The following is a 19,232-nucleotide window of genomic DNA, read 5'->3' on the forward strand; positions in this document are numbered from 1 at the left end:
TATACCTCATCAGGGACTTGAGAATTTCTTTATTAAAATTAATTTTGACCAGCACTAATTACTACTTTAGCTTTTTTTAGCACTTTTCCTTGATGTACATAGCCTAATGATTTAGTAGCTAAAATTGTTCCTCTTATTGAAGTGGAAAGTCGTTGCTCTATAACTTCATGAAAATCTGGGCGGTAAGTTTCTCCTGTTTTAGGTGAAATGGCTTCATAACCAATTAAATGAAGTAATTTTTGATGAGCAACAATTAAATTTGGGCTTTCTGGTAAAGCAAGTTGTGCATCAATAGGCAAAATAACTAATTCCAGCCAATTTATTCTTTCATAAGGTAAACGAGCAAAATCTAACAGACCAGCAATCAAATTTTCATTAATTAAATAAGCTGGTAGACTATCATTAAATTGCATTGCTAAATCTTTATCTGCAATCATTAGCTCATTTAGCACAGCTTTTAATTCTAAAAAATGTGGAATACGTTCTTTAAGTAAACTGTTCCAATTGTTTAAGGTAATTCCATTATTGATTTGCTGATATATTTCTGAACGTAAGTTTTCAAGTTCTGCCCAAAGGGTGTTAAATTCTTTGTCTTCTTTTTCAACATTTTCAAGAACTTTTTTTTCTAGTTCTTGGACACGTTTTTGCAGATCTATTAATGGTTTAGCATCAAAAGGTTGCATAGTGTTTAGACTTTCTAATTTTTGTTTTGCAGTTTTTAATTCTTTTTTAGTGGAGTACCAAGTTAACATTAGGCCAATAACCAAACTAGCAAGCAGTATTGTTGATATTAGCAATGGATTCATAGACTTAGCCAGCACCTAATATGGGAGCAGTTTCTTTTATTTCTTTATCCTCAAATCTTACTGTTATTTCTATTCCAGCAGATTCTGGTAGTAACTCAAAAATTATACTTAGATCTTTGCCACTAAATTCTGAAGGACAATTAATAGAATATTCCTTCATTTTAGGATTACCAAATATTTTAGGATCACTTTCATGACCAAAATAATAGTAAAGTCTGATTTTTGTTGTATTTGGAGGTAAATATAAAGTTTTTTCTTGTTTTGATTGGCTATCACTGTTAGTAATACCACGCTCAAAAATTGTCTCAAATCGATAGCCAGAAATTAGCAAACCAACACGACAAGGTAAAGTATGATTTACTTGATCAATTGGAAAAGGTAGTGCTTCTGGTGCAACAGCATAAAGCAAAGCCCCTTTGGTGACACCAAGCTTGATATTTTCTCTATCTAGTAGAACCCTTTCTTTACTGCCATCAAAAAAAGCTTCAGAAAGCATCTCTGTTACTAATGGCAATAGGGAAGAATTTCCACCTAATAAAATCCAATCTAGTCTTCGAGCAGGAATTAATTTTCTATCATAAAGAGCCGTTACCATATCAATTAAAATAGTAATTAATTGCTCAATATAAGGTCTTAACAATATTTCTATTTCTTGAAGACTAAGATCTGAATGGAAGGTTTGACTACCTGTTGAGCTAACTAGATTTTGAGTCAACTCTTGGTTAAAAATTTGGTCTTTAGGATCAAAATGACGTTTTATATATTCAGCTAAAGTAGCTAAACGCTGGTAATTTTCTCTAACAATATCTGAGTTATTAGATAAAAGATCCTCTAAATTACTAGGAAAAGTAAATATATTTCTTTCGTTTATAGGAACTAATTTTTCATATAGAAAGCGTGCTAACTCAAAAGTAAGTAGTTCTCCGCCTAAATCTACACCACTAACATCTAGCAAATGGAATTCAGGCTTATTTTGGCTAGTTTGTGGCTGAATATGAAAAATAGCTAAATCAGTTGTCCCCCCACCAAAATCAAAAACAGCAAAAACCCCTGGTTGAGAAAAAATTTCTCGGTGCAAATAAGCATAATGAATTGCTAAAGCTACAGGTTCGCTAATAGGTGTAATTACTTGTGCTAAACCTACTGACTGAAAGGCTGTTGCTAAACGCTCTCGTTGTATTTTGCCAAATGTAACTGGAAAAGTTATTACTGCTTTTTTAGGAGTAATACCATTACGTAGTTTAATAGCTTCTATAAGTGAATGAGCATAAATGCTTACTAATTGATCTACTGTTTTAGTGTGTGCTTTACCATGTTTTATATCTAAAAAAGTTTGTGAAACAGTTTCATGAGATTTTGAGAGCAATGGCTTAAATGCCCAAGCAGTTGCTTTAAGGGCGCGGGGGCCGGAAAAGCGTTTAGTAAAAGCACTTGCTCCATATTCATAAAATTGAGTGTTTTCATCAACAAACTGTATACAAGTAGGGCTTTCCGTTGGGTTAGAATTAAGATTAATAGGATCAATTAATAAAGTACGGATAGTTGTACCTTCAATCATTGCAGCACAACTATTGCTAGTTCCAAAATCAATTGCAATCCAGTCGTTATAATCTTGAGGCTCAATAAATTCAAAAGTTAGCTGTATTGGTAAGGGCCGAACTCGCTCACAAATTAATTGGGGGTCATAATAATGAAGGTTAAGCTCTAAATATTTACGACAGGGTTCAAGAATTTTATTTGAGTCTATTTCTAAAGTAATTAAACAATTTTCATTTGGCCCAAGCTTACTAATATTTTCTGGAGTTAGCTTTGACCAGTCAGGAGCATTTGAAAAAGAAATGTTTTGAGCCGTTCCCTTACCTTCTTTAGTAATTGAATCAAAAAAATTTTTTAGTTGTAAAGTACTAGAAAATATTCCAGAGCCAATAATAATAGCTTGATCTCCAATGTTATAACGCTCTATTTGATCAACAATATTTGGTACTTCTACTACTTGGAGTTTTAATAAAAATTGTCGGCTACCTAGTTCTTGAAACCCTATTGTTAAGTTTAGCTCTTTTTCTTGAACAGGGATTTGTAATTTATAAGGTTGGTCATTTTTTATTTGAACAGGATTATTTATTAAAAACTGTGAGCCAATATTAATAGAACCAATGCTAAGCAAATTTTCTGTGTTAGTTTCTACTTGACATGTAAAAACAGGCTGGCTTATTGGTAGACGTAGGAAAAATCCTTCTGAAAGACTTCTAAAATTAGGCACATCAGGAAAAGTAAGACGAATTTCTGGAGGTTCTTTTAATTGAACAGAAATATCTATGGGTTTATCATGGTAGCGAAATTTTAATCGACCGCTACGACGGCCAAAGGTATTATTTTCTGATACATGAAGATTTATTTGTAAAGACTCATTTTTTCCTAATATAGTTGGCTGATTTGGTTCAACCTTAGCATCTATGTCTATTACCTCAAATGAATCTATTTTAATAGGAATTAACCCATCGTTAGTAATACTAAAACTTTTTGTATAGGATCCTTTATCACTAATATAAACAATTAATTCTTTTGGAACAGAAATGCTTGTAATACTTTTACCACAACCAGAACAATAACTATCTGTTTGAGATAAAATATCCCATTCACAATCAGGGCAGTTAATTACATTACCAATAACAAAATGCTGCCCACTGCTAGTAAGTTGAGAAATTATAGGATTTTCTGTCTTTGCTGGGGGCAAAACATCTTTATTAGATAAATCAGATGAATCATTAGACTCTTCATCAAGATCTAAAAAGAGGTCTTCATCATTTTCTAATGAGTTTATAGGTTTTATAGAGTCATGTTTTTTATCAGCAATAAAGGTGCTAAAAGGATCAAGTTTACTAATATCAGAGATATTTGTATTTGGTAAAAAATTTTTTTCTATAGCTATTTTATTTTCTTCTAGGTTTGTTGGGGGAGTAATTTTTACTGTTGGTGGTACTAATAAATCTGGAGGAGTTAAAACTTGGTTTACTAATGATTGTAATTGTCCCCAATTTCCTACTTCAGCAGGCTTAGAATCAGTTGAGTTGTTTTTAGATATAGCAGGTTTATTTAGGTCATCTGTTTTTGGAACAACTTCTGTTTCAATATTTGGTATAAGAAACTTTTCTGTAGGAGGAACACTAGTTAAACTAGGTTCTACAATACTTGGTAGATTTATACTTGCTATTTTTTCTGTAGGAGGGACTTTTTCTTCTTTAACAGCGGATTTAGTAGTTTCAGCAAAAACAGGTTTTGCCATTGGAGGAGTAAAATTGGGGGGTAAAGGTAAATCGTTAATTGATGCAACAGGTTTGTTATGTGGAACTTGTGGTAGATTAGTTGATTTAGGAGGCGTTCTAACTGGAATTGGACGGGGTGCAGAAGTTATTGGTAAACTTTCAGCTACAACAGGACTTTCTTGATTGCTTTGTAAAGGATCTGAGAGTAAATGCTTGATGCTATTGGGTATTTGCAAATTAGGATTATTTTGTGCATTACGTAAATAATCTATGACTAATTCTGCAATTGCTCGTTGAGCAGGACTTTTACTTTCATTTTTACGCCCTTGATAAAAGCGAAAAGTACGAAAATGGGCTTGTCTGATCTGTTCATCAGAAGCATTTTCATTGGTAATTCCTATTAACCGCCAATAATCTTTCATTTTGCTATTTTTATATAGTTAAACAGTAGTAAATAATGACTGCTTGTAAAACAACTCCAACGATATAAAGCATTCCTACTAGCATTTTTACACCACCAGAAGGTTCTCTAGTTGAACTACTCATAAAAATTTACTCCTAAAAAGATATGGGATTTTAGCATAAATTTTTTCTTACCTGTCTATAGCCTAGCAGGTTTACTTTTTATATTTTAATCACTTAAAAAACACAACTAAAATTTTTGGACAAACTTTGCTTAAATGTGCCAAAAAATAAGCTTTAAAACAAATAAAGCAAGCCAGTAGCTTGCTTTATTTGCTAACTCAAATCTAAATTTTTAGCCACGAACGTCTATTGTTTGGATAAGCAAGAAAAGACGTGAATTAACAGGACGACCATCTTTAGTTCCAGGCTTAAAGGAAGTACGCTTTAACACATTAACAACACGCTTTTCTAATTGCTGATTCTTAGGTGAATCAACAATTTGTACTAGTTCTGCTCGACCTTTAGAAGAAACATCTGCTACTAAAAATAAATCTTGCTCTGGTGCTAAAGCATGTGCTTTGGCTAGGTCTGATAAAGCTCTGGAGGATTGCACGCTAGGAGATGTGTCAAAGTCATCTGGTAACGGCAAATCAATAGTCTCGCCTGGTGTCCAAATTACACTAACATGGCCTTGTAGTTCTCTAATAAAAGCTGGTTGAAAGCTATACATTACCGTAGCAAAAAGTAAACAAGTAACTAAAAAGCCTGTTGCATATGACACATATTGAGGACGAGCATAGAAAAAAGTATTGACTAACCAATTGCCAAACCTAGGATTTGCTGGCTTACAAATGTGAGCAGCATTAATTTGGGCAATAATATTTGGTGCTAAATCTGGTGGAGGCATTGATGAACCCAATTGTTTTAATAACTGGGTTGTATGCCTAATATCATCAACATAATCAAAACAATCTGTACAAGAGTTCATATGTAACAAGAACTCTTGGTTTTCTTGTGAAGGAAGTTGATGATCTAAGTAAGCAGAAGCGTTTTGACGCAAATATAAGCAGTTCATAATTACTCGCTAAAAATTCATCTACTCTCTGACCCGCGAAATGTCTGTAGCAGAGCGGGTGTTGCTGGCCTACGACGTAGCACGTCCTTTTAACACTCTGCACAAACTTCGGCCCATCGGTTACAACAGGTCTATTTGGCGAGTCAGAGGTAGTGAATGTTGTTTATTTGCCTAAAACAGGCAAGTTAAAACCTTTAGACTCTCTATTAATACAAATATCTAGTGCAAAACTGCTAAAACTAAAAAGAACTCTTTAGTAGCTCACGTAATTCTTCACGACCACGAGCAATACGGGATTTTATTGTCCCAACAGAAACTTCTAAAGTCTCAGAAATTTCTTCATAACTTAAACCTTCAATATCACGTAAAATTACTGCAACACGAAAATCAAATTTTAACTTTTCTAAAGCTGTCACAATCATTTTACGCTGTTCGGCTGCTAATGCCCGTTGTTCTGGGCTTTGTCCTGTTGCAGCTAACTTTTCTGAAAGAGGAGTTTCTTCTGGACTACTAATATCTAAAGAAACAGTTTTTTCTCTTCGTCGTCGTCTCCACCAACGTTGTTGGTTTGCTACTTGATTAACAGTGATTCTATAGATCCAAGTTCGCAGTTGTGCATCACCACGAAACCGACCAATATTGTTGTAAACTTTTAAGAAAGTATCTTGAGTAGCATCACGGGCATCTTCCCTATCATTAGAAAGTCTAAGAGCTAAATTATAGACGCTAGTATTATATTTATTAACCAATTCTTCAAAGGCATAACGCTCACCTGCCTGGATACGCGCTATTAAGCTTTCATCCTCTGCCGCTATTACTTCTTGAGTAGTAGCTGATAGATTAAGCTCACATTCTTGGTTAATTGCAACTAACTCACTTGCTCTCATCATGTGGTAGTGGCCCTAGATTTAACAAAAATTATTTTTACTACTTGTTGGTTGGCTTCAGATAACTTAGACCCCGGTTTTTTAGAAAAGTTCCCAAAATCGGAAAAACTTTTTGATAATATTTTTGTGATGCTAAGTTTAAGTTTTACAATAGATAACACAAAACTTCCAATTAGGTCAACGCTACTTTCTGGAATTTTTAGGAAAAATTTTTTATTTTTAGTGAATCCTTTTCTATTTTTAATCTGTAATGCTATTATCAGTAACACCTCTTATATTAATTTAATTTTTTATGAATATTTTTATTGCACCCGTAAAAAGGAGAATTTTTTATGTACGGGAAGAAACCCTGGTTATTAGAACGTAGAGCATTTTTAAGATTAGGGGCCGGTTTAGGTCTAAGTTCTTTGCTTTTTGGGTGGGCAAACCCAATTCAAGCAGAAAATCTTTCTAAACAACGCCCAATTATAAACACAAATGTTACTCCAAGATCATCAGCACGAAATACTTTGCTAATTATGCTTAGGGGAGGTGCCAGCCATATTGATACTTTTGATATAAAAGTAGGTAGTTGGACACCTGATAAATTAGGAGTGGGAAAAAATTCTGCTAATGAGTTATGGCCCGTAGGCGTAATGCCACAATTAGCAAAACAAGCTAATAAGTTTTCTTTAGTTCGCTCCTTACAACATACAGAAGTAGTACATGAAAGAGCCGAGTATTATGTAGAAACAGGCCGACGCTTAAACCCAGGCCTTAGAGCAGAGATCCCGCACGTTGGCGCGGTTGTAGCCTTAGAGCAGGAAGCTAAACGTTCTAATACAGATATTTTTCCTGGATTTATGTTCTTTGGTACAGGGGGTTATACCAATAATGGATTTCTTAGTGCTAGTTTCTCTCCTTTTATCTTAGATAATCCTGGCGAAGGTATAACTAATTTACTTCCTCAAGACGGACTTTCAGCCTTTAACCGTCGCCGAGAAGCCTTAAAATTACTTAATGATGTAAATAATGGTGAGACAAATGCTTCCCGACAAAGTTTTTCTGTCTTTCAAGATCAAGCAGAAAAAATGATGCGTGATCCTATGACAGCCCCTACATTTGTAGTCTCAGAAGATGATAAAAGACGCTATGGAAATAATTATTTTGGGGTCTCAATAGCTGCGGCAAGAAATGTTTTTAAGGCTAATCGAGGTACACGCTTTATTGAAGTAGATCAATATGGTTGGGATAATCATATTAATATTTATGATGATCGTCCCTTTAGCCTTCCTGCCCTTTGTCGTCAATTTGATATGGCGTTGTCTGCTCTCTTAGACGATCTATCAAACACACCTGGACAAGATGGAAAAACGCTTTTAGATGAAACATTTATTGTAGTAACAGGTGATTTTGGTCGTACAGTTGGACAACTTAATACCTCAAAAGGTCGAGATCATTATCCTTATGCTTTTTCCGCTCTCTTTGCTGGTGGAGGTGTAAAGGGAGGTCGCATTATTGGCTCAACTGATGATAGTGGTGCTGGTGTACTTGATTTTGGCTGGAATAAAAACCGTCCTATACACCTACCAGATATTGTAACAACTATGTATTCAACACTAGGTATAGATTGGACAAAAACCTTAACCAACACTCCTTCAGGTAGAGTCTACCGCTATGCAGATCCTGCGGCGGTAGGTGATGAAGATAGTTATGAAATCACAGGGTTATTTTAAGAGGAGTAGAAAAAATGAAACGAATAATACTTTTTTTATTTGTAGTAATAGTAGCAGTATTAATTGTAGTTCCAACACCAAGCCCGCAAGCAAAAAGAAATAATACTAAATCTCCTTGGGTAGCCCTAAAGAAAGCTAATGCTCAGTCTAAAGATCCTCATGCTGGGATATTTACTAAGTATGATACAGTGACAGAAGTTTCTAAACAAACCAGAGAAGTAACCGCTAGTTTACCAAAAAGTAAACGTAATAAAGACTTAGCTGCTAAAACTGCACAACCTGGAAGACTTCCAACTAACAATATTATTGATCAAGAAATTTTTGCTACTCTTGCATTAAAAGGTGTAACACCAGCAGAACTTGCAACAGATGAGGAGTTTTGCAGACGTATTTTTTTAGATCTAACAGGTCGTCAACCTAGCCCAGAAAGATTGTTAAAATATGTTGCAGATCAAGATTCAAACAAAAAATCAAAGCTAATTGATGAGCTTATAGGCTCAGATAAATATGTTGACCGATGGACACAATGGTTTGGGGATTTAACACGTAATTTTGCTATAGCTATGGATGCTTCTGCACGTGATAGAAATGCTCAATATCGCTATTTACGAGATTCTGTAACTAGCAACAAACCATTTAACCAAGTAGCTACAGATTTAATAACTTTTACTGGCAACTATGACCAGGGGCCAGGCGGATTTTTAATAAGACCTGTTTTTGGAACTGAAATTGCGCAAGATGCTTATGATGAAATTGCTGCTGAAGTTTCAAGAACTTTTCTTGGTACTCAAGCAGTTTGTGTTTCTTGTCACGACGGAGCAGGTCATTTAGAGCAAGTAAATTTATATTTTACAAACAAGAAACGTGCTGAATATTGGGGACTAGCTGCTTTTTTTGCTCAAACTAGTTTTAGGATTTTTGGTGCGCAAAATGAACAAATCCGAATTAGCAATGAGCCTCGTGGTCAATACATAGCCTCTACAAGAGAGGGTATGCGTCCACCTCGTGTTGGTGGCACTATTGAACCAAGTTATTTATTTACAGGTGCTAAACCAAACATAAATGAAGAACCTAGAATAGCACTAGCACGGCTACTTACTTCAGATCCTCAGTTTGCAAGAGCTTTTGTTAACCGAGTTTTTGCACATTTTTTTACTGTTGGCCTGGTTGATCCAGTAGATCAATTTGATTTAGCTCGCCTAGATCCTAATAATCCACCTACTGCACCTTGGGAGTTACAGCCATCACACCCAGTTTTATTAAATGAACTAGCAACATTTTTCCAAAAAAGCGGTTATGATTTTCGTGCTTTAGTCCGCTTAATTGCTAATTCACAAGCTTATGCTCTTTCTTCTCGTTATGATGAAAGTGAGTGGAAAGAAGAATATGCCCGTCTTTATGCTCGTAAATTAGTTCGTCGTCTTCAAGCAGAAGAGGTTTTAGATTCTGTGTCTGATTCTACTTTCCGCCCAGGTGCTTATGCTGCAATGGGCTTTTCTCAAAGCTTTCCTTCTGCTATGGCTCTGCAGGTGTTGAAGAACCACTACTAGCAACTATATCTCGTAGTTTACCACCTCAGTCTGATAACCCATATGTTGTTTATAAGTTTTTGCAGGACTTTGGGCGAGGGGATAGAAATACAGTTTTTCGTAACAATAATGGTTCAATTACACAAGCTTTTAACTTATTTAATAGCGAGTTAATAATTAACCGAATCAATAACCCTAATGGACTACCAACACAGTTAGCAAAAACTCTTCAAGATGGTAAAGCTAGTCCAGAAGAAGCTGTAGCATTTCTTTACCTTGTAACTATTGGCAGGCAACCTAGCCAAGGTGAAATAGATCGCTTAAAACCATTAATCAAAAATGGGCCAGAAACAATTTCAGATTTGCAATGGGCATTATTTAATCGCTTAGATTTTCTTTATAACTACTAGAATTTTCTCCTAAAATTCTTGTTTGTTTTTTAAGGCAGCTACTAAAAAAGCTGCCTTTTTAATTTCTATCGAATATCAGAAAAAAATAAGTCTTGTTTCGCATCTTTGCGGCCATAAATATACATTAGTTTTAAGACTCGTAAAGTAGACCGATAAATTCCTAGGCTATAGAATTTTCGGGAGCTAGTAATAGCTGATAAAGGTAAGCAAACAGGCGTAGTTAAACTTAAAATTCTTTGGCTAATTTCAATATCTTCCATAACAATATTTTCACGAAATCCACCTAATTCTTGAAAAAGTTTTTGCTCAATAAATAAACATTGATCACCATAAATAGTTTTTGTAACTCTAAAACGCAAATTATGTATTAAAGAAACAATTTGTAGCCAAGGATGAAGACTATCAAACTTATGCCAAAAACAAGCAACCTTAAAAGAGGGACCAATTACAAGTTCAGAAAGTTTATTGATTGTATTTGGGGCTAAAAAAGTGTCAGCGTGTAAAAAAAGTAGCCAATTTGCTTTAGCTAGCTTTGCTCCAGCATTCATTTGTGAGCCACGCCCTTTATTAGCTTTAATTACTTGAGCTTTAGAGTAAGAAATAGCTATTTCCAAAGTTTTATCCGTGCTACCACCATCAACAATAATTACTTCATAGCTACCTGTTTGACTAAAAAGAGAATCTAAAAACTCTTTTAAGATTTTTTCTTCATTAAAAACAGGAATAATAATTGAAATCATAAGCTTTTTAAGATGTAGCAACTTTTGATGATAAGTTATCGACTTTATCTAACACAACTTGTGTCCAATTTTTGTCATCAGGTTTAACCAAAACAACATGAAATCTATGTCTTTGGCCTTCTATTTTAACTGCTTCAGAGTCGTCTATATGCAAATCTATTCCAAAAGCTGGAGGATATTTAGAAATTCCTTTAGGGGCCATCCCACATTCAATCATTCTTTGATGAATTTCCTGATTAATTATTCCCTCTAGCTTAATTCCATAAAGATTAAACCAAAATCTTAAGTATTTAGTTGAGCGATTAGACGAAGTATAAAGCCAAATTGTATGATTGTTAGCAATTAATTGCTTTATTAAAGCAACTGTACCTAATCTTAGACGTTCTGGAAACCAAAGTTTGAATAAAAAAGCTAGGATATCTTTTTCATGTGGCAAATTTTTGTCGCTACAAATTAAAGTGTTATCTAAATCAAAGGAAATCCGCATAAAATTTAAGTTTCTATTTGAGAAATAGCTATTTTAATTGCTTGAATTGTTGCTTGAACGGCTTCTAAATGAGTGCGAAAGCAAAGTATTGCTACACGCAAGATTACTTGACCATTGATTACAGTGCTAGAGATAAAAGTTTTTTGTGTAGCATTAATTTTAGACAATAATTCGCGGTTAATTTGGTTAATATCACCTGATTTTGGAAGGTAGCGAAAGGCAACAACAGAGAGTTGAGCTTCTGCAACTATTTCAATATTAGGGATTTGTCTTAATTCGTCACATATATAACTGGCTAAATCTAGTTTCTCGTCTAAATATTCACGAAAACTTGCTTCGCCATAGAGTTTAAGCGGTAGCCAAAGGCGAAGTCCTCGAAAACTACGAGTTAATTCTGGAGAATAATCATTAAAATTTATGATTTCTTCTGCCAAATCTAAGTCTTGTAGATAGCTAGCCGTCACTTGATGAGCGCGTTTAAGAAATTCACCGTCTCGTACTAGTAAACAACCTGTTCCATAAGGCAAGAATAACCCTTTATGAGGGTCTAAAGTTATAGAATCTGCATGCTCAATGGCGGAAAAAAGCTCTTTTCCTCGCTCAGTTAATATAAAAAAGCCTCCATAAGCCCCATCAATATGTAGCCAGATGTTATTTTTATGGGCAATTTCTACTAATTTATCTATTGGATCAACTGCTCCTGTGTTTGTAGTACCAACATTTCCAACAATTAAGAAAGGAGTTAATCCGCTTTCCTTATCTTGTTGAATTGCTGTTAGTAAATTATCTGGATTTAATCGAAATTCTTTGTCTGAAGCGATGATACGAACATTTTGAGGTGGAAAACCTGCCATTAAAGCTGCTTTTTGTATAGATTGATGAACTTGATCAGAAGTGTAAATCATTCCTGAAAGAAAATTTTCTGGTAAAAGTGCGCGTCGGGCTGTAACAATCGCCGAAAAATTAGCCATTGACCCGCCAGATGTAAAAATACCCTTAGCTTTATTTGGATAATTGACTATTTTGCATAGCCAGCGAATAACTACCATTTCTGCTTCTACACCAGCAGGGGCAATTCCCCAAACTCCTACATAACGATTAGTTGCTGCTGCAATAAACTCTGCTACAGCCGCCGCAAATATTCCTCCACCAGGTATATAAGCCTGATATGTTCCTCCAGCCGTGTTAACAGAATATTTAAGAATTTGATCTTTTATGAGTGTAAGGATTTCCTCAAGCTCCATTGGATTTTCTGAAATTGGTTGGCGAATAGCGGAAAGTTCAGAATCTATGTTAGTAGGAATATTAGAGGCTTTTTGCTCTAGTATGTTAGATAGATAATTGATAACTAAATCTGCTGATTGGGAAATCAGGTTGTGCATCTGCTCGTTAGTTGGTTCTAAAGACAAAGATAACTTATCCAGACGAGAAATGTCTTTGTTTGACATAGGGTAGGTTTTAATTACTCCTTAAAAATACTTAGGATCTTAATGCTTATTGCCGCGACGTTGTTCGCTACGTCGAACTTCATCAACATCATAATCACGCATTTTGCTACCGGGCCCGCGTTTTTCTTCCATTTCGCTTTTACCACTAGCACGACGCAAGATTCTCATTGCTCGATCTTTTGCTTTTTTAACTTCTTTTCTGCCATCCTCAAATTCTACTTCTACAGCAGGAGAAACAGGATCAGGAATTAGTTTAACTATTGTTCCGTAAAACATACCTTGTGGTGCAGCAAAAGATATTTCATCGCCAATGCGGTATTCAAAATTGCTGTTTGTTTGTGAAACAGCAGGTTTAGCTTGAGGTTTACTATTATTTTGAGCTTTATTAACTGGAGGTTTAACGTTATTTTTCATATGTTCTTAAAAAACACTCCCTATAGTTTTTAGGTAAGATGCTCTTTATATTACTATGATTTTAAGATTTAGGAAAATACCACATCTCACTTCATTAGCTAAATTCTTAAACAAAAGACACTAGAATTTTATTTAATGTATTAAAAATATAGAATTTTATTAATTGTTGCTTAAAAGGATCATTTATGTCACAAGAAAAAATTTTGGTTGGAATCATAATGGGTAGTAAATCAGATCTAACAACAATGCAGGAAGCAGCTAAAGTTTTAGAAGATTTTGCTGTTGGTTATGAAATAAAAATAGTTTCTGCACATCGTACACCTCAACTTATGGTTGAGTATGCTACTACAGCAAAATTGCGAGGTTTGGAAATAATTATTGCTGGTGCTGGAGGTGCGGCTCATTTACCTGGAATGACAGCATCTTTAACCACTTTACCTGTTATTGGAGTACCTGTAGAGTCTCGAACGCTAAAAGGCATAGATTCTTTGCTTTCAATTGTTCAAATGCCTGCTGGAGTACCTGTTGCAACAATGGCTATAGGTAATGCTAAAAATGCTGCTTTGATGGCAATAAGAATATTAGCAATAAAAGATGAAGTATTAGCTAATAAATTAGAAGAATATATAGATAAAGTAGCTGAAGAAGTAAAAAATACTGTGATTTAAAGAAAAAATTAAGCAAAGTTGATATTTTGGTTATAGTCTGTTATTTTTGAACCTGCCTAATTCATAGGGTTTTTAGCAATTACTATAAAGTTATTTTATTTTGAGCTTGGGAGGGGTATACAAAAGTTAAAACTAACAAAATAGCTTTTGTAAAATATTAAGTATGAGTACTGACAATGAACTATGGCAAGTGTTGTTAGCAGGAGAAATTACAGATATTGACCTAATAACTCTAAGACAATGGGTTATTGAAGGAAAAGTTCAAAAAACAGATAAAGTAAGAAAAAATGGTGGTGGGAGTTGGTCTGATGCTGCTCGTACCCCTGCTTTAAGGGGGGCTTTTTCTAGTAATCTCCAACAACAAACAGCACCACCTCCCCCAATACAAGTAGAGACTAATATGCAAGATGTTGCTGCACAAACGGAAAATAATGTGTGGGCAAATCAATATGTAGATAATGCTCAGTATGCTAATAACCCAGCCTATGATGCTAATCAAATGGCTAACCCTATTTATCCGCCACCTGAAACGCTTTCACCTCAAGCAAATGCTTATGCAGAAAGCCAGTCTGTTGAACAACCTTCTTATTTACCAAGTGATTATGTAGCACCAGAACCCACTCCAGAACCACCATCAACAGGAACTGTTTTCCAAGGTGAAGCCCCTCCACAAAAATTTTTACAACCTGAAGCTTTACCAGCAGCTTTTAGAGAAAAACCTAAAGTCAAAAGAGTTTCTTTAGAAGATCATGCTAAAAAAATGCGCTCTCAGCAAAGTTTAGTAGGTTTAATTGGTTCAGGCTTAGGTATTTCTTTTGTATGTGCAGGTCTTTGGGGGATAGTTGCTTTAGCTACATCAATTAAATCTCCTTTTGTTGCTCTACCAATAGGCTATTTAGTAGGTGACACAGTACGTAGATATGGGAAATGCTATGAAAATACTTATGGAGCTATTGCTGGAATTTTTGCTATTTTAGCGTCTTTTTTAGGCCAGTTAGTAGCAACAGCCGTAGTTACTGCTCAACAAAATGGCTTTAATGGTGGACAAACGCTTGGTCATTTAGAACTTTCTGCTGCTTATGTCACCTTAAAAGAAAGTTTTGGATTTTTTAATTTAGTCCTTTACTTAATTTCGGCTTACATTTCCTATTATTTTTGTTTTAGAACAGATACTGATTTAGATTAGTAATTATTTTTCAATAACTTGTAAACCTCTATTTGCCAAGTGAAAATCCAGCACTTGACCACCAGCATTTGTTAAAGCTTTACTGACAGCCATCTTTTTATCTGCTGGAGCAAGGAAAGTTACACAGCCACCACCACCAGCACCACAGACTTTTGCTGACCACGCGCCGTTTTGATGTGCTACATTCATTAAATGCTCAATTGTATCCGTAGTAACACCAGGAGCTAGCACTTTCCGAGTCTGCCATTCTTGATCTAATAAATCTGCTACTTTGCTAATATCCCCATCAAGCAGAGCAGAGCGCATTTCAGCAGTAATATCACGAATACGGTCAAAAAGGCCAAAAATGTTTTTATCTCCATCAATATGAAGCTTGGTAATTTCCCAATTATTTGTTCCGCTAAAATGTGGTTTGCCCGTGTAGCATAAAACTAAATGTTGTTCTAAATTTGCTAAATCTATGGTAAGTGGTTCTAAAACAATATCTTCTACATTTAAGTGAATAGAATTAGCTGCCCCATACATTGCAGGATAATAATCTTGTACTCCGGCAGGGACACGAATAACTTGAGTTTCTAAGTTTTTAGCAATTGTTAAGAGTTCTTTTTGAGAATAATTTCTTTTTGTAAAGTGATTTAATGCACCACAAACAGCAATTGCTAGGGTTGATGAGCCTCCAAGCCCTGAGCCTGCTGGCGCGTTGCAGTCAGTTGTTAATGTCAGACCGCTTTGAGGCTTAAAGAAATCAATAATTCTAGCTAATAATTCTAATTCATTTGCTTCTAACAGCTTATCTAAGCTAGTTTCTACCTGTGTATTAGTATCTTTGGATATTATTTGGACTATATCATCATTTCTGCTAACTAACTGGCAATTGGCAGTTAGGCTTATTGCTACATTAACTGTTTGAGCATTTGGATGAAATAAATAAAGCGGCCAAATGTCTATTGTACCGCCAGCAAGATCAATACGTGTTGGGGCAGATGATTCAATTATCACAAACAAATCCTTTCAATTTCTATTAGTCTTCTTTTGGTGCTTCACTAGCTGTTGGCTTAGGTTTAGGTTTATCTTCGGTAGCAGTATTAGCAGGTTTATTTGGAGTTGCTCCTGCTGTAGATGTTGGTTTAGGTTTTGGTGATTCACCTGCTATTGGATTTGATGTTGCTTTTGGTGTAGGTGGTTTAGGTTTTGGAGTTGCACTTACACCATTAGAATTTTCACTTGTTGGTGTAGCCACAGGTTTCTTTATTGCTGGAGTCGCATTTGGTGTAGCGTTGCTTGGGTTTGTTGTACCGGCTCCAGGTGTAACAGTAGGTCTAGGTGTTCTTATAACTGATGTAGCCGCAGGGCTTGCACCTGGTGTAGGGTTACTAGTTGTACCACCAACAGCAGGTGTTGATCCTGGTCTAGGTGTTGTTATGTTTGAAACGGGTGTTAAAGCAGCAGCTATATAGGTTTGATAGTTTTCCTTAGTAATAACAGCTTCTTTTACAGTTAAACCATTGTTAGGAAGTTTAGCTGGTTGTCCATTAATTTCTAATTGTACTACAGGTAAATTACCAATAGTTACTTTTAATTTATCATTAGCCTCAAAATCTTTTGAGGAGTTAGAAGGTACAATCAAAATTTTAGGTTTAATTTCATCATCTGTTAAAACGCTAACCCAAGATTCACCTTTGCTGGTTTTTAAGGTCAAAACCACTTTTTCTATAGTTGGTGTAGGAGTTGGGCTTGGAGTTGTGTTAACTACCGGGGTAGGGCTAGGTAGTTCTACTGTTGGTGTAGGTGTATTGCTGACTTGAGAATAAAAATTATTTTTATTTAAGTATTGCAATATTCCATAAGTGCCACCACCAATTAAAGCTAATAAAACTATTAAACCTACCCAAAGTGATATGGGGTTTGAGTCATTGGAAAACTCTTTGTAGTTTTTCATTGGTTCAGCAGGTTCTTCAACAACAACTTCATATTTACGGTAGCGAGCTAAGATGTCTTCTTCATCTAAATCTAAATATTTGGCGTATGTGCGGATAAAAGATCTTGTGTAAACGCCTCCAGGTAGTGCTGCAAAATCATCTGCTTCAATTGCTTGAAGAAAACGCACGCCAACACGGGTTTCTTCAGCCACTTCTTTTAAGCTAACTTTTCGCTCTTCTCTTTTGCGTTTAAATTCTTGCCCTAGAGTTTCCACTGCAAAAACTCCTGCTAGTTTAATTTTGGGTTTATCTTACTCGCTCAAATATCAAAAGTCAAAAATAGCATATAATTATTGAGATAAAATAATTTTTATCTCACACTATTTAATTACTTAAGATACTTTAATTACTATTATAGTACAGTCATCACTTTGTATTACATTGCCAGAAAATTCACGAACCGTTTTATAAATAGTTTTAGTCAATTCTTTAGCTGTTAAATAAGAATAAGTTTTCACTGTTTCTACTAATCGTTCAATACCAAATTCTTCTTCAAGTGATTCTATTGGAGTGCTTTCTGTTATTCCATCAGTATAAAGTAGAATGATATCACCTGATTTTACTGGATGACTATATTGTTGATATTGCTGCATTGGAAAGAGTCCTAGCAAGAGATCAGCAGCGGCTAAAGTTTCATAACTACCATCAGAATGTAAAATTAAAGGTCGATTATGACCAGCATTTAAGTAAGATACTGTGTGATTACTTTGATCTAAATCCAAATAAACAGCCGTAACAAATTGATCTAGGAAATTGTTTTGTCTAAGCAGTTCATTCATTTGGTAGAAGGTTTTTGATAAAGAGCATTCGCTACAAAGCTGGGCCCTTAGGCTAGCTCGAAAAGATGCCATAATTAAGGCTGCTGGTACACCTTTACCAGAAACATCAGCAATAACTATACCTAAACGGTCTTCACTTATTTTAATAAAATCAAAATAATCTCCTCCAACTTCTGCTGTAGGTTGGTTAAGACCAGCGATTTCATAATGACCTAAAACAGGGTCATTGGTTGGAAGTAAGGTTTGTTGAACTTGTCTAGCAATAGCAAGTTCTGCTTCTAGGCGTTGTTTTGCAAGTAAGGCTTCGTGTAGACGTGCTTTTTCAATTGAAATAGCTGCTTCATTAGCAAAAAACATTAACATCTCTAAATCATATTTAGTATAAGCACCTAAATGATCAGACTCTAAATTAAAAGCTCCTATAATTCTTCCATTAACTCTAATTGGTGCAACAATTTCTGATTTAGTAGTTCTACGACCTGGTAAGTAGCGTTTATCAGAGCTAACATCAGGCACAACAGCACCATTGCCAGTTTTTATAACCCAACCTACAATCCCATCCCCAACTTTCATATAAACACAAACATCTGTTTTAACATCGTGATAACCTCGGATGGTATGAGCAACAACACGTTTTTGTTTGCTAACACATTCAATAATATAAATACCTGCTGCATCATAATCGATAAAGGATCGTACCATATCAATTATATGGTCAAGAATTTGGTCTAAATCCAAGCAAGAGCTAATCTTACGGGTTAGATCCATCATTAATTTTAGTTTAGTTTCTGCCGGTAATTGTTGGCGTTTAGTTGATACTTTTGCGGTCATAAAACCTCAATAGATTTTAGCTCACTTAAAACTTGAGCAATTGTCTTGTAATCAATAAGTTGCTGTTCTTTACGTCGTCTACCATTTACAACGTGCGGGCTAGGATGATACAGGGGAACTAATTTGCGTCCATACCAGTCAAATGCTTTGCCTACATCATTTAATGAAAGTTTATGTGTTTCAATAGCTTTTAACGCGCTTAAGGCTACTGTGCCTAAAGTAGCTATTATCGGAGGTTGAAGAAGATTAATTTGACGTAACAAAAACGGCTGGCAATTCTTAATTTCCTGACTGCTAGGGCGTACATTACAATCGCCTTTGCGTGGGTTACACATTACAGCATTAGTAATAAATATATCCTGACGAGTTAAATTAGTAGCTGTAAGAAATAGATCAAAATTACGTCCCGACATATCACCTACTAATGGAATCCTAGTACGATCTGCTCCACGTTGACCAGGTGCTTCAGCAATAAACATTACTTTTGGTTGTAGTGTCCCATTAAGCTCACTTAATACGGCAGTCCGATCTTGTAGTCTAGTACATAGACTACAAGCAGCAGCTTCTTTTGATAATTGAAAAAAAGCTGTTTCTAAACTGACCATTAAAC

Annotated in this window: 17 protein-coding genes; 5 read left to right on the forward strand and 12 right to left on the reverse strand. The window is 35.3% G+C overall.

Annotation, left to right across the window (positions count from 1 at the left end; genetic code table 11):
- Positions 1–38: 38 nt before the first annotated feature.
- From IPK14_26755 to IPK14_26770, 4 genes are all read right to left on the reverse strand, one after another.
- Positions 39–806 (reverse strand): hypothetical protein, encoded by a 768-nt coding sequence (locus IPK14_26755; GenBank protein MBK7996839.1) that lies wholly within the window; start codon positions 804–806, stop codon positions 39–41.
- Positions 807–810: 4 nt separating this feature from the next.
- Positions 811–4,491 carry an Hsp70 family protein gene (locus IPK14_26760; protein MBK7996840.1) on the reverse strand — a complete coding sequence of 1,227 codons (3,681 nt, stop codon included), beginning with the start codon at positions 4,489–4,491 and terminating at the stop codon, positions 811–813.
- A 335-nt stretch (positions 4,492–4,826) separates the two neighbouring features.
- A complete protein-coding gene (locus IPK14_26765; protein ID MBK7996841.1) occupies positions 4,827–5,549 on the reverse strand; it encodes an energy transducer TonB in 723 nt (240 codons plus the stop codon).
- 239 nt (positions 5,550–5,788) lie between these two features.
- The gene (locus IPK14_26770) at positions 5,789–6,439 is read right to left on the reverse strand and encodes a sigma-70 family RNA polymerase sigma factor (protein ID MBK7996842.1); all 651 of its coding nucleotides are present in this window, start codon (positions 6,437–6,439) and stop codon (positions 5,789–5,791) included.
- 329 nt (positions 6,440–6,768) lie between these two features.
- On the opposite strand from IPK14_26770, the gene IPK14_26775 reads away from it, so the two are divergent.
- The 3 genes from IPK14_26775 to IPK14_26785 are packed head-to-tail and all read left to right on the forward strand — an operon-like array spanning position 6,769 to position 10,090.
- Positions 6,769–8,151, forward strand: coding sequence for a DUF1501 domain-containing protein (locus tag IPK14_26775; GenBank protein ID MBK7996843.1), 1,383 nt, complete (start codon positions 6,769–6,771; stop codon positions 8,149–8,151).
- Between the two features lie 14 nt (positions 8,152–8,165).
- The gene (locus IPK14_26780) at positions 8,166–9,701 is read left to right on the forward strand and encodes a DUF1549 domain-containing protein (protein MBK7996844.1); all 1,536 of its coding nucleotides are present in this window, start codon (positions 8,166–8,168) and stop codon (positions 9,699–9,701) included.
- Between the two features lie 59 nt (positions 9,702–9,760).
- Positions 9,761–10,090: a hypothetical protein gene (locus tag IPK14_26785; protein ID MBK7996845.1), complete on the forward strand. Its 330-nt coding sequence runs from the start codon at positions 9,761–9,763 to the stop codon at positions 10,088–10,090.
- A gap of 65 nt (positions 10,091–10,155) precedes the next feature.
- Here the strand turns inward: IPK14_26785 and IPK14_26790 are convergent, their stop codons facing one another.
- The 4 genes from IPK14_26790 to IPK14_26805 are packed head-to-tail and all read right to left on the reverse strand — an operon-like array spanning position 10,156 to position 13,179.
- Entirely contained in the window at positions 10,156–10,830 is a 675-nt protein-coding gene (locus IPK14_26790) for a TIGR04283 family arsenosugar biosynthesis glycosyltransferase (GenBank protein MBK7996846.1), read from the reverse strand.
- Between the two features lie 7 nt (positions 10,831–10,837).
- Positions 10,838–11,317: a hypothetical protein gene (locus tag IPK14_26795; GenBank protein ID MBK7996847.1), complete on the reverse strand. Its 480-nt coding sequence runs from the start codon at positions 11,315–11,317 to the stop codon at positions 10,838–10,840.
- 5 nt (positions 11,318–11,322) lie between these two features.
- Positions 11,323–12,765 (reverse strand): aminotransferase class V-fold PLP-dependent enzyme, encoded by a 1,443-nt coding sequence (locus IPK14_26800; GenBank protein MBK7996848.1) that lies wholly within the window; start codon positions 12,763–12,765, stop codon positions 11,323–11,325.
- Between the two features lie 39 nt (positions 12,766–12,804).
- Entirely contained in the window at positions 12,805–13,179 is a 375-nt protein-coding gene (locus IPK14_26805) for a hypothetical protein (protein ID MBK7996849.1), read from the reverse strand.
- A 185-nt stretch (positions 13,180–13,364) separates the two neighbouring features.
- On the opposite strand from IPK14_26805, the gene purE reads away from it, so the two are divergent.
- Together purE and IPK14_26815 are read left to right on the forward strand one after the other, a co-directional pair.
- Entirely contained in the window at positions 13,365–13,847 is a 483-nt protein-coding gene (purE, locus tag IPK14_26810; GenBank protein ID MBK7996850.1) for a 5-(carboxyamino)imidazole ribonucleotide mutase, read from the forward strand.
- A gap of 163 nt (positions 13,848–14,010) precedes the next feature.
- Positions 14,011–15,033 (forward strand): hypothetical protein, encoded by a 1,023-nt coding sequence (locus IPK14_26815; protein MBK7996851.1) that lies wholly within the window; start codon positions 14,011–14,013, stop codon positions 15,031–15,033.
- 3 nt (positions 15,034–15,036) lie between these two features.
- Here IPK14_26815 and IPK14_26820 read toward each other — a convergent pair whose 3' ends face one another.
- From IPK14_26820 to IPK14_26835, 4 genes are all read right to left on the reverse strand, one after another.
- The gene (locus tag IPK14_26820; GenBank protein ID MBK7996852.1) at positions 15,037–16,032 is read right to left on the reverse strand and encodes a GHMP kinase; all 996 of its coding nucleotides are present in this window, start codon (positions 16,030–16,032) and stop codon (positions 15,037–15,039) included.
- A 22-nt stretch (positions 16,033–16,054) separates the two neighbouring features.
- Positions 16,055–17,227, reverse strand: coding sequence for a DUF4115 domain-containing protein (locus IPK14_26825; protein ID MBK7996853.1), 1,173 nt, complete (start codon positions 17,225–17,227; stop codon positions 16,055–16,057).
- 117 nt (positions 17,228–17,344) lie between these two features.
- A complete protein-coding gene (locus IPK14_26830; protein ID MBK7996854.1) occupies positions 17,345–18,622 on the reverse strand; it encodes a SpoIIE family protein phosphatase in 1,278 nt (425 codons plus the stop codon).
- Positions 18,619–19,227: a uracil-DNA glycosylase gene (locus IPK14_26835; protein MBK7996855.1), complete on the reverse strand. Its 609-nt coding sequence runs from the start codon at positions 19,225–19,227 to the stop codon at positions 18,619–18,621. Before IPK14_26835 ends, IPK14_26830 begins: the two co-directional genes overlap by 4 nt.
- Positions 19,228–19,232: the final 5 nt, after the last annotated feature.

This window comes from Blastocatellia bacterium, from assembly GCA_016713405.1.
In the GTDB taxonomy this organism is placed as follows: Bacteria; Acidobacteriota; Blastocatellia; order Chloracidobacteriales; family JADJPF01; genus JADJPF01.